Origin of the sequence: Hymenobacter radiodurans (assembly GCF_004355185.1) — a bacterium.
Lineage (GTDB): Bacteria > Bacteroidota > Bacteroidia > Cytophagales > Hymenobacteraceae > Hymenobacter > Hymenobacter radiodurans.
Map to the genome: position 1 here is coordinate 1,883,659 of NZ_CP037922.1, position 12,305 is coordinate 1,895,963.

General features: G+C 53.4%; 10 protein-coding genes. 1 reads left to right on the forward strand and 9 read right to left on the reverse strand.

The genetic code is table 11. The features are described 5' to 3' along the window. Positions 1-105: 105 nt before the first annotated feature. The 7 genes from EPD59_RS09035 to EPD59_RS09065 all read right to left on the reverse strand — a co-directional run bounded on the left by EPD59_RS09035 (position 106) and on the right by EPD59_RS09065 (position 8,759). The gene (locus EPD59_RS09035) at positions 106-2,796 is read right to left on the reverse strand and encodes a T9SS type A sorting domain-containing protein (protein ID WP_133272492.1); all 2,691 of its coding nucleotides are present in this window, start codon (positions 2,794-2,796) and stop codon (positions 106-108) included. A 98-nt stretch (positions 2,797-2,894) separates the two neighbouring features. After that, positions 2,895-3,182, reverse strand: coding sequence for a hypothetical protein (locus tag EPD59_RS09040; protein ID WP_133272493.1), 288 nt, complete (start codon positions 3,180-3,182; stop codon positions 2,895-2,897). 203 nt (positions 3,183-3,385) lie between these two features. Continuing rightward, positions 3,386-4,573: a hypothetical protein gene (locus tag EPD59_RS09045; RefSeq protein ID WP_133272494.1), complete on the reverse strand. Its 1,188-nt coding sequence runs from the start codon at positions 4,571-4,573 to the stop codon at positions 3,386-3,388. A gap of 125 nt (positions 4,574-4,698) precedes the next feature. After that, positions 4,699-5,532, reverse strand: a complete 834-nt coding sequence (locus EPD59_RS09050; RefSeq protein WP_133272495.1) for a type 1 glutamine amidotransferase — start codon at positions 5,530-5,532, stop codon at positions 4,699-4,701. 148 nt (positions 5,533-5,680) lie between these two features. Continuing rightward, positions 5,681-6,784, reverse strand: coding sequence for a carboxylate-amine ligase (locus tag EPD59_RS09055; protein WP_133272496.1), 1,104 nt, complete (start codon positions 6,782-6,784; stop codon positions 5,681-5,683). A 90-nt stretch (positions 6,785-6,874) separates the two neighbouring features. Then, positions 6,875-7,972: an ATP-grasp domain-containing protein gene (locus tag EPD59_RS09060; RefSeq protein ID WP_133272497.1), complete on the reverse strand. Its 1,098-nt coding sequence runs from the start codon at positions 7,970-7,972 to the stop codon at positions 6,875-6,877. An 82-nt stretch (positions 7,973-8,054) separates the two neighbouring features. Next, complete coding sequence (locus EPD59_RS09065) at positions 8,055-8,759, reverse strand: esterase family protein (protein ID WP_133272498.1); 705 nt, start codon at positions 8,757-8,759, stop codon at positions 8,055-8,057. A gap of 137 nt (positions 8,760-8,896) precedes the next feature. On the opposite strand from EPD59_RS09065, the gene EPD59_RS23650 reads away from it, so the two are divergent. Then, entirely contained in the window at positions 8,897-10,402 is a 1,506-nt protein-coding gene (locus EPD59_RS23650; RefSeq protein WP_317128501.1) for an alpha/beta hydrolase-fold protein, read from the forward strand. Positions 10,403-10,673: 271 nt separating this feature from the next. Here EPD59_RS23650 and EPD59_RS09075 read toward each other — a convergent pair whose 3' ends face one another. Both EPD59_RS09075 and EPD59_RS09080 read right to left on the reverse strand, forming a co-directional pair. Beyond that, positions 10,674-11,294: an AlbA family DNA-binding domain-containing protein gene (locus tag EPD59_RS09075; protein WP_133272499.1), complete on the reverse strand. Its 621-nt coding sequence runs from the start codon at positions 11,292-11,294 to the stop codon at positions 10,674-10,676. 89 nt (positions 11,295-11,383) lie between these two features. After that, positions 11,384-12,268 carry an SDR family oxidoreductase gene (locus EPD59_RS09080; protein WP_133272500.1) on the reverse strand — a complete coding sequence of 295 codons (885 nt, stop codon included), beginning with the start codon at positions 12,266-12,268 and terminating at the stop codon, positions 11,384-11,386. Between the last annotated feature and the right edge of the window lie 37 nt (positions 12,269-12,305).

Here is a 12,305-nt window from a genome sequence, read left to right on the forward strand (position 1 = left end):
GGTTTGGGTACAAAAAAAGCCCCCCAGTTAGTACTCATCCCACAAAAAAGGTCCCACTTACCAAGTGGGACCTTTTTTGTGGGGTAGATTCTATCCGATGTTTATCTATTGCTTCACAAAACGCTTCACATACGTCTGGCTTGGGCTGGTGATGCGTAGGATATACACACCATCACTGAGGGTAGACATCTGCTGGTTAAGCTGTTGGTTTACTTGCTCCAAGGAACCTGCCGCCTGCGCTACGGCTCGGCCATCGGCGCTCATCACCTGCATACGCACCTGCTGACCCGCAGAAGCTGGCAAGCGCAACTGCACCTTACTGGTAGCCGGGTTAGGGTAAATATCAAGCTGAGCATTCGCCTTTTGTGCACTGCTGCTGGCCGTTACATAGCCAAAAGCAAAGCGCGTCAAGACAGGATAATGGTCGGAGGTGGTGTTGGCGTAGTTGGGAATTTGGGCTGCCAAATCGGTGCGGAGCTGCGCTGTGGAAGGCAGATAAAACGCATTCAGCTCGCTTGACACCACGACGTGGTCGATAACATCGCCAAAATCCACGGTTGAGCGCTGGCCGGTCTGGCTCAGGGGCAAAGTAAGCGCAATGTAGTTAGCTACATCAGCGGTAAAGGCGCTATATGAGGTGGCAGTGGTGTTCACGCCGGAGGCTACGGTCTGGTCAAGGTCATCGTTGAAGTCACCCAAAATAATGACGTTACCAGTGCCGAAGCGCGTGTCCAGCTCAACTTTCAGCGCATCGGCTCCCACTTTACGGCGGTCATATGCCTCCTGAGCATCAGCTACGGAAGTGTTTTCGTTGGCTTTGGCGTGAATAAGCACAAAGTTTATACGCTGCGTTTGCCCATTGATGCTCACGTCGGCTTCCATTAAATAAGGGAAGCGGCCCGACGACCAGGCGTTGTATTGGGGGCAAGTAGTGGCATTGCCAGGGCAGCGCAACAGCCCGGAGAACGTAGGATTGCTCACAACATTCGTGCGATACACAAAAATCAACTTCTGGGCCGAAGCGTAATCAGGGTCATTATTGTCGGGCGCATTCGAGCCGAAATCCGCTACCTTATACTTGTAATTGCCAGGCAATTGGCGCACCACAGCACCCAATCGGGCGGTATCTACTACTTCCACCAAGCCGTACACATCAGCATCGAGCTTGGTGAGCATGGCTAACGCATTGGCTTGCTGCAAGTCGTCATCGGTGGGCGCCTGCGCTGTAGAGCCAAACCACTCAATATTCCAGTTGACGATGTTGAGCGTGTTCTCAGGCGCATACGTGTTGCCCGACACAGCTACCGTTACATTCGAAGCACCTGTGGTACTGGCGGTTAAGGTTGCAGTGTAGGAGCGTGCCTCCAGAGTAGGCGTGAAGCGTACAGTAACGGGAGTGGAAGTGAAGTTGGCCTCTTCTACGGTGTAAGTCAGGGAGTTGGAGAAAGCAGTAGTACCAGTCTTGGAAAGCTGAAAGGCTGGATCAGAGGACGTTATCGTTACGGGACCAGTCAGGTTGCGGAAGGTGGCCGTCAGCGTTTGCTGAGCCGATGCATTAATAGCCTGATAGCCAAAGGCCAAACTAGCGGGATTGAGCAGCAAAACCGGCGCTGCGGGCGTACTAGCATTTTGCAGGCGCAAATCATCCAACGTCCAACGGGCAGCTCCCAAGTCCGGGCCACTTGTATACACAAAAGCTATGTAAACAGCAGATGCCTTGAAGCGAGTGAGATCCACGTCTGGTGTCAACGTCCAAACGTCAGAGCCACTGCCGGGGAAGTCAGCGTTTAGGTCGGTCCAGGTTACGCCGGCAGCGGTTGGGCTGCCCGTACCGGAATAGTTGGTTGAAACCCGCAGCCGCAAACTTGGACCGGAGAAGGCTACCCGGCTCCAGAAAGAGAAACGGGGGAACTGGAAAGAACTTAAATCAAATGCTGGCGAAATGAGCCAGTCTTCATTGGGTACACCAGCACCCGAAGCAAATCCGTTGATCTGCAATCCATTAGGAGCGGATGCCCTGTTAGTTGGATCATTGCCCGCGCGACCGAAGGTAGTGCAGCCCCAGGTTTGAGGCCCCGTCACGCTGATGGCCGTCCAGGTGTCAAAGCTAGTAGAGCCGCTGGGGCACACATCAAACGAAAACAGGTTGTTATTCGGATCGATGCCGGTACCAGAAACGGCCACACTCTTGGCCTCCGCTCCCGTGCTGGTATGCACGATGGCACCGCTAGTAGCGCCGCCGGTAGTGGGGGTAAAGCGCACATACACCGTTTGGGCCGTAGCTAACTCAGCGGGCGTAAAGGTAAGCGTAGAAGTGAAGGCGGCGGCAGGGGCGTTGCTTTTAGATAAGGCGAAACCAGCTGGGGCCGTGGCTGTTACGTCGGCCGTCAGGCTGCTGCCGGTAATAGTATAGGATTTGAGTGCAGAGCTAGTGTTAATGGCTTGGCGGTCGAAGGCAAGACTGGCCGGGGTTACACTCAGAAGTGGGGAAGGAGTGCCCGCATTGAAAGACAAAGAAAAGTCGTCAATAGCCATTCCGTCATCAGCCCCAGCGGCATTGAAATCGGTCCAGCGAATCCAGAAAGTGGCATTTGGAGCAATGTTCAGGTTGCTGATGGTGGCAGTGAGCGTAGCCGTATGAATAGGGGTAGCCACTCCACCAACAACCGTAACGGCACTGGATGGATTGCTGTAATCAAGCTCGTTCACATCCAGCCAACCATCGGCCGTGGTAAGCGAAGTAGCTGAAGTACTGTATTGAAAATCAAGCCGATCGGAGCGAGTAGTGCCACCCACGCGCCAGGTCTCGCCTTGGTAGGTCAGAGTTAGGCTAGTGATGGTAGCGCTGGTGTTGTTGGTGAAGGAAGCTCCCAGCGTAGGAGTTACGCTGCCGCTTAATAAGCCCCCAGGGCTCGGTCCGTCGATCCATCGGCACCGTAGCTGTAGGTGTTGCCGCTATTCAGGGCGCCATTATTGGCAGTATAGGTATCATTAGCCCCTGTTCCCACCTCCACAAAATTCCACCCCGTAGGTAGCGTCGACTTCTCATTGGTACCGGTAGTGGGCAGCAAGTCAAAGTTTTGCGTGTAAGGGCTAGTAGTAAGGGGCGCCTGCGCCCATGCACCGGCCCCCGGTGCGAGTAAAAGGCAGCAAAGCAGCCGAAAAAGTAAAGTCTGTTTCATGAGACAGGTGTTTGATGACGGATAGGCTAATCTACGTTCTTGTATTAAGAATAGATATTATTTTAATACTACCAATTTATCATGATATCTCACTCGGTATTCCTTTCAGATTTACTATAGAGAACAATTCTCGTGTGCCCACAAACGAAAAAAGCCCCCTGGGGGGCTTTTTTGCTAGCAATATGTAAATGGGGTGGACAAGTCTATTCGAACAGGCACACTGTGCCGCCCACCCAATCTTTATTTTTATTAAAATCGACCCCAATCATTTCGCCCCGACTCAAGCGGCCCAAGTTGGTGAGCAAGAGTGGCCGCGGCGCGTGCTCCGGCCAGCCATACAACATCCTGATTTCGCATTTCACCAATCCATCCGTCGACTGCACTACCGGCTCGTACTGCACCTTGCGTTGGAGCAGGAAGTTATGCTTGTCGGTGATGGCATCGAGGTCGGCAGCGGTTATGTGCAGGCGCACGCCGCTACCCGCGAAGGAAAACAGTGGTTTGAGCACATAATTCTCCAGATCAGCGGGATAAGTAGTAAGGGTGTGGAGATAGTGGCTTTCGGGCACAAAAGGACTGTGCAGCAAAGGCATCGTGTACTTGCTGATGCGGAAAAACCAGTTGGGGTGTCCTACCCAAGTTACGTCCACGTCGTCGGTAAGCTGAAATTCCGTTTGTAGGTCGGGGTGCTGGTCTAGCTCGTCAAAAATCAAGCGGTTATAAATACGCTTTATCGGTATCTGCCGCCCATCTTTCTTATAAAATAGCTGCCGCCCGTGCTTGCGTACTTTCGTCAGGCACACCACCTCAATTCCTAGGGCCCGGCGCGTCAGCTCAAAGTCGAGGCGGGTTTTCTGCTTCTCCGGAAACAGCTCCAGTAAGATCACCTGCTCCGGGTTCTCATCAGCTACAATCAGTTGGCGCAAATGCTCTATGTAGGCAGCACTACCACCCGGCTGAAACACGTGCGTAACCGAATCAGGCACCGGAAAATGCTCTCGGAACACTCGCGGCAGATAATCCTGAAAAGCATATAACGAAGGAAAACCTTGTAACTCAATTAGCTGCGGTTCCAATTCGCCTTGCTCATTTCGGCACACTGCAAAGTCAATTGCCAGGAAAGAAGTATGCTCGTTTTCGTTGGGTACTCGTTGGCGGGGCGGTACAGCCTGCTCAGTGAGCGCCTTAAAATCGGGAGCCGTAAGCACATCAATAATGCTTTCGCCGGCGCTGATAAGCTTGTCCCGCAAAGCGGCGGGTACAAAAATGGGCGTTTCGGCAATTCGAAAATCCGGCAGGCCAGGTAACTCACGCTCAATTGCTTCGAGCATTTCCTGGTAGCGCGACACGCTAAAGGCTTGGTTATACGCTTTGCGGATTTCGGGAATCATAGCTGAATGGATAGAGGCGGAGTGAAGAGTAAGGGTCTGGCAAGTGTACGCAAAATAAAAGAACGTCAGACTCCACCTGCGTGGTGCCTGACGTTCTTTCTACTAAATACCTGTACTGATGCTAACTATGCTGGCTGCAACGTAGCTTCTGGTATCGACAGAGCGGTGATGGCCTCCCGTAGAAACGTAGGAACTACCACCGATTCCGTCAATTCAATCGTATCAGGGTCCTGCAACAGACGCACCATGTCGTTATACTTGTCTTCGCCATGCTCTTGCACAATCTGCTGGCGTTTGGCATCCGTTAGGAAGTAGCGCAGCATGCCTTCCCCATCGGCCTCCGGATGAAACTGAGTACCAACTATTTCGGGCGTAAACCGGATGGCCATAATGGCCCGTTCCAGCGGTACGTGAGGACGTTCCTTTTCCAGACACAACACCTTAATGCCCAAGTCGGCCATATGGTTAGCATCCGGCTCGGTTACTTGGTAATCGCGTGAATCGACGGCGTAGAATGGGGCCGGCAGCGACGCAAATAGGGGGTCAGCATGGCCAGCATCGGTTTTGGTGATGGGAAAAATGCCGAACGACGTGGACTTGCGCTTGCTCAAGGTACCAACGCCTAAGTGCCGGCTTACCAGCTGAAAGGAGTGACAAATGAGCAATAAATGTTTTTTACGCACATGGATGCTATTCCAAGCAAAGATGCTGTCAATCAGCGCAAAATAGGGCTGCTCCCAAGCTTCATCGGAGGGAAGCGGACTGCCCGGTCCTCCCGAGGAAATGTAAATATCATAGTCCAACGTCGGTAATTCCGCATTAGCCCGGACATTAAAAATGTCGAAATACAAGGCCGCACCGTCAGTTTGGGCCTGACGGATTAACCGCAAAATACAACGCATGCCTTCGTTCGGCCGGTTGTCGTACATGTCTAAAATGGCAATCTTCAAAAACTTCATTCGCACATGCTAACTGCAGAGAGTCAGCCAATTATTGGAAAAAAGTAGACCTCAGCAGTTACCCAATGGGTCTGTGAGGTCTACACTCATTGGCAAGATACAACGTAGTTGCCTATCAGTACGTTTTTATCCTATTCGCATTGTAAAATCAAAGTCCGAAACTGGTTTCCGCAACAATAAAGTCTACTACCTGCTTCAGGTCGCCGGTTTGGCGGAATACGGCTAGCTGACGGTCGGCACCGGTGCCCATTTCCAGCATCTTCAATACGTACTCTACTTCGTGGCGGCTACCTAGCTCGTCCACCACATCATCCACAAAGTCAAGTAGTTCGAGAATGAGCGTGCGAGTCGGAATCTCTTCCTGCTTGCCAAAATCAATCATTTTGCCAGCAATGCCATAGCGGGCGGCGCGCCACTTATTCTCATTGATAAGCGCCTTGCGATACTGCCGAAAACTCAGGTTGCTTACCATAAGCTTATGGATTTTGGCCACCAACGCCTGCATTACGGCTGCCAGCGCGATGGCTTCATCGGCGCGCAGCATCATGTCGCACACGCGGTACTCAATGGTATTGAAAAAAGGATGGAGACGCAAATCCCACCATATTTTCTTGCCATTATCAATGCAGCCCGTTTTTACCAGCAGCGCGATATACTCATCGTACTCGCTGGCACTGGCAAAGTGTTCGGGAATACCCGTGCGTGGGAAACGCTCGAATACTTTGGTTCTGAATGACTTGTAGCCCGTCTCACGACCTTCCCAGAAAGGTGAGTTGGTAGATAAGGCGAAAATGTGCGGCAGAAAATACCGCAGCGAGTTCATCATGTACACGCCTAGCTCGCGGGTTTCGAGGCCCACGTGCACGTGCATACCGAATACTAGGTTGGAGCGGGCAGCGTCCTGTAGTTCTTCTACAATCTTGTCGTAGCGCACATCGGGCGTGATGGGCTGATCCTGCCAGCGCGAAAACGGATGCGTGCCCGCGGCGGCAATCTTCAATCCTACCTTGTCGGCCAGCTCTATCACCTGCTGGCGCAGATGAATAACCTGGTGACGGGCTTCCTCGATATTCTGGCAAATAGTAGTGCCAACCTCCACCACCGACTGGTGCATTTCGGCTTTCACTTGTTCCTGCAGAATCATCTGGCCTCCCTCCACAATCTGCGACATGTGGGAGCGCAAATCGCGGGTTTCCGGATCAATCGTTTGAAATTCTTCCTCTATTCCGAGCGTAAAAACAGGCTTAGCCATAACGTTACTTACTTATCAATGGGAAGAGATGCCGCGAAAAGCGTTGGGGGCTTTTTTGAAAACTGAATATCTAAAAAAGCCCCCCAAATACTATTCCTGAGCCTTTTTAGCTTTAGGGGCCGCTGCTTTCTTTGGTGCGGCTGCTTTCTTAGGAGCCGCAGCCTTGGGCGCAGCTGCTTTCGCAGCGGCGGGCTTTTTAGCAGCAACGGCTTTGCCCGCTGGAATCGAATCCTGGAAGCCGTTCTGGGCCGAGCGTTGCACAAAAGTGCCCCAAGTAAGATTGTCGCGGCCGGGCTGGTAGGCGCGGGCCTTCTCGATGGCGAGGTTGGTGGCAGCTTCCACTACCCACTCAAAATTCTGCTGACCCACGGAGTTCACATCGGCGTCGGGAGCGGGGTTGCCAAAGTCGATGGCAATTGGAATACCATCGCGCACGGCAAATTCTACGGTGTTGAAGTCGTAGCCCAAGCCTTTGTTGAGGCGCAACACATAATCCTTGATGGTAGCCAGAAGCTTTTCGCCGGCCGGGCCGGTAGTTTTCATCTGGGTAGCATAGCGCTGATGAAACTCATTGCGGGGCTCGTAAGGCATAATGAGCACCTCTTTGCCGCCGATGCAGTAGCAACGGAAATAATCGTCGAACTCAATGGCTTCCTGGAGCAGCATTACCAATTGGCCGGTTTCGGCATAGGCGCGGAAAAACTCCTCTGGGTTGTGGAGCTTGTACACACTTTTCCAGCCGCCGCCGGAGTGAGGCTTCATGAAGGCAGGGAACCCAATTTTTTCGAAGGCCGCGTCCCAATCCATCATGCGCAGATTGCGGAACGACCGCTCGCTGGTATCGTCGGGGCGCTCTTTGGAGGGCAGGAGCAGGGTGCGCGGTACGGGCACGCCAAGCTGTACGGCTAGGGCATTATTGAAAAACTTCTCGTCGGCGCTCCACCAGAAGGGGTTATTGATGACGGCAGTACCGGTCAGGGCCGCGTTTTTGAGGTACGCCCGATAAAAGGGTACATCCTGAGAAATGCGGTCGATGATAACGGCATAGTCAGTGGGCACATTCTGCTCAACTTGGTCGATGGAAACGAACTCAGCAGTGAATTCGCCACCGGCTTTTTCATTTACCCGATCGACAAAAGCCTGAGGGAAAGTGTTTTCCTGGCCAAAGAGGATTCCGATTTTTTTCATGGTGTTAAGGTCTTAGGGAGGTGTTAAATATGAAAGGACGTCAGGCTGAGCGTGACGCTGTGAAAAGGCTTGGGGGGCAATTTTACATCAGGGACAAATAATGCGGAAACATTTCGCGCCAGATGGGCCAGTCGTGGCTGCCATTGGGCCGAATGTCGAGCCAGTGCCGGATGCCTTTGTTGTGCAGGATACCCGACATTTCCTCGTTGCCTGGGCGACAGAAATCATGCTCAGCAGTGCCCAACACGATATTCATCTGATGGAAATGCTCATTCTGGGCATCGGGCATGTACTGCGGCGGGTTGTTGTAGTACACGTCCTCGTCGTAATGTCCATCCAGAAACCGCCGCATGTCGAAGGCGGCGCCCATCGTAAATAAATAAGCTACCTGCTCGGGGTGCCGAAAGGCGAAGTTGAGAGCGTGAAAGCCACCGAAGCTGCACCCGGCCACTCCAATTTTATCGACGTGGCACTCCTGCTGGAGCGCAGGCACAAATTCCTGATGGAGGAAACGGTCGTAGCGGTTATGGTTTTGGATCCGCTCGGCGGGGTGAAGGTGCTTACCGTACCAACTGTCGTGGTCGCGGCTATCGAGGCAAAATAATTTGATTTTGCCCGACTCAATAAACCAGCGTACCGATTCGACCAGCAGAAAATCCTTGGCTTCGTAGTACCGTCCGCCCGAGGTCGGAAAAATTACGATTGGGTACCCATGCGTACCAAAAACCAGCATTTCGATGGCATGGCCAAGATGCTGGGAATAAAAGGTGCGGTATTCTTCGTGCAAAATCGTAAGAACTTAGAGGGAGAGGAGAGTTGGAGAAAAGTAATGAAATATTTCATTGCACCATGTAAGCTTCAGCTAAGAACCGGAAAAAGGTACCTTGCAAGCCTAATACAGCGTCCGCCGATTTAGTTTTAGTAATGAATCAGTCACTTTTTTCGCCTTCCCAAGCTGCCACCGTACAAGTAGTACGCGATGAAGCACTCAGTTCAGCTGCTTTAGAGCGTACGGTGCGGCTTGATGTGGTGTTGCCGCCGGCCTTCGACCCCGCCAGTCACGGGCCTTATCCGGTTTTGTATCTGAATGATGGCCAGGATTTGCGGCGCCTGCGCCTAAAAGCCACCCTCGATGCGCTGTATCAACAGCAGGCGCTGCGGCCGTTTGTGCTGGTTGCCATTCATGCCGGCGACCGGATGCACGAATACGGCACCTCCGGCCGGCCCGATTACTTGGACCGCGGCAACAAAGCGCATCTTTACACTGATTTTGTGCTGGAAGAATTGCTGCCTTATGTGCAGCAGAAATACCATGTGACCACCGATCCGGAGCAAGCCGTATTTGCGGGTTTCTCTTTGGGCGGCCTCATGGCGTTCGATTTGGTGTGGCGCAACCCGGATGCGTTTACGCGGGTAGGCGTTTTTTCGGGCTCATTCTGGTGGCGGCGCAAAGCCTTCGAAGACGGCTACATCGATGCGGACCGCATCATGCATTCGCTTGTGCGCTCGGGTCGGCCGCATCCCGGTCACCGCTTTTGGCTCCAAACCGGTACGCAGGACGAAACCAATGACCGTAACCACAACGGCATTATCGACTCGATTGAGGATACACTGGATCTGATGGCAGAGCTGATCCGCCAGGGTATTCCTGATCAGCATATTCGCTACGTGGAAGTGGCTGGCGGCCGGCACAACCAGGAAACCTGGGGCCGCATTATGCCGGACTTTCTGCGTTGGGCCTTCGGCAAAACGACGCCCCGCCCCGCCGATGCCTGGCTGCCCGCCGGTGCTCTGCCTTCTAAGCGGAACTGGGGCAGCGCCCAGCGCCTAAGCCGACAACGACGCTTGGCGGTACCCAAAAAAGCCCCCCAAACCGTCGAAACCCCAGTCCCAGCGGAGCCAGTAGTTGTTAAACAACCCCTCAGTGGCGAATACCCCGCTTACTACGAAAACTACCTCCGCCACGTACCCGATAGTATCGATCCGGTGGAGCTGCTGGAAAAACAAGGTGCTCATGTTCGGGCGCTGCTCGGTGCCCTCACTGATGAGCAAGCGTTGCTGGCCTACGCCCCCGAAAAGTGGACAATAAAGGAGATGATTCTGCATATCCTGGATTCGGAGCGCATTTTTGCCTACCGCGCCCTGTGCATCGCTCGCGGCGACCAACAATCGTTGCCGGGCTTTGATGAAAATGCTTACGCCCCCGCTTCGGAAGCCAACACCCGTCCGTTGGCCGATTTGCTAGCCGAACACGCTGCCGTGCGCGCGAGCACGGTAGCACTGTACCGGTCATTTGCCCCCCACATCCTCGATAAAGTAGGCCTAGCGAACAACCATCCAATAAGTGTGCGGGCCTTGGTACACGTAGTACCTGGCCATGAGGCGCATCATTTAACAATTTTGCATGAACGGTATTTGCCGTTATTGTAGCTTTAAAGCGCACAACACAGACTAAGCAGCCTGCGTTAATACGTCCACCTCTCACCTTCATCTGTTCTAGTCATGGCTAAAGCACAAGACGCCCGCAAAGAGAAAAAGAAAGAGCCGACCAAGACGGCAAAAGAAAAGAAAGCCGCCAAAGACGAAAAGAAAAAATCGCGCGAGAGCAGCAGCGATATGTAAGCTGCTTACGCCTGAAAAAGCCCCCAAGTATTATTTGGGGGCTTTTTTGATGCTTTGTGTTTAGCGACGTTACCTCATCTTATAACGTATAATACACTTCCTTCTGCTTATCGTGGTGGCGCAGATAGCCGTGGAGTACAAGCTTAATGAGAGTGCGGTAGGCCCGGCGCTGGCCCACGTTGATAAGTTTTTGATATTGAGCCAACGTGATGCGCGGGTTGGTACGCAGGTAATCGAGCACGGCCAGCTCATCTTTGTTTAGCGGGATTTTCTCGAAAGTTGGCTCTTCGCGTTCCAGCACTTTTTCGGTGAGGCTGCTGGTTTGCACGCTTTGGTCACGCACGCGCACGTAGCCGCGCCAGTCGTCTTCGGCTACTTGGGCGCGGTGGGGCTTATGCGCGCTTTCCCGCACCGTCACAATCAGTACCGTACGGTCGTCTTCTTCTACTTCTTTAAACGTGAGTAGGATAGGTGGGTCTACGAAGTGAGTGGCCGCCTCACGAAGCACATGTATTTCCTCCGCCGCATCGCGCACACCCACAATCTGCCCATCATCGTCGACGCCGACCAGCACGTACCCACCGCGGGTGTTGGCCAGAGAAGCCAAGGTGCGCGAAATGCGTGTCGGGTGAGTAGTCTTTTTTTTGAACTCTACCTGTTCTCCCTCACCCTCCCGAATCATTTCCTGCAGCGTAGGCATGGGCTATACCGTGGTTGTGAAAGAAAACTCTGATTTGAGCCTTGAGGTTGTGATAGAGGATAAAATGCCTTGTGCTCAATTGATTCTACTTATTCTATACCCGTTTCCTCCTGCGAGAGGCGCCAGAGGCGGGCAGCTTCGGGGCGGCTCTGGGAGCGGCCGGAGGCACGGCTGGGTTTGCGATTTTTAAAATACTTGCCGCTAACACCTTCAACTTCAGGCGAAGAAGCTAGGTAAATGCTGGTTTGGGCGCCTTTTTCGGGGCTAATCATAAACGGCCGGGCCGTCCACCACATCGCTTTCATCAGGGTAGAGCTCCCGGGATTTACCAAGCCAGTGTCAACCATGCCGGGATGAAGGCAATTAGCGGTTACTTTTGTTAGGTCGAGGCGATGAGCTAACTCGCTTGTGAACATGATGTTGGCCAGCTTGGAATCGCAGTAAGCCGTAAATGAGCTGTACTTCTCGCGGGCATTGCGGGCTTCGGCCGAGAGCTCAATCTCACCCAGCCAGTGCGCCTCGGATGCTACCGTAAGAATGCGCGCCTGTGGGGCCTCCAGTAGCTGCGGCAACAGCAAATTCGTGAGTGCAAACACTGCCAGATGATTCGTGGCCCAGCTCAGCTCGTGGCCTTCCTCGGTAATGGTAAGTGGGCCCGGAAATATACCGGCGTTATTCACCAGAATATCCAGACGATCGAAGCGCCGGGTTACTTCCTCGGCCAGGGTGCGCACATTGGCTATCAACGACAGGTCGCAGAGCAGCAAATCGAGTTGAGCGTCGGAACCGATGGCTGCGCGGATGGCGGTACGAGCCTGCTCGCCGCGCTCTGGGTTGCGGCACACCATTATTACGCGAGCACCACGTCGCGCCAGTTCGCGGGCAGTTATGAGCCCGATGCCACCGGAAGCGCCGGTAACGAGGGCAATTTTACCGCGCAGGGGGGAAGAAGCAAAATCGGAGGACGCGGTCATCAGGGAAAAGCGAAATCAGTAGTGGGGGGCAAAAATT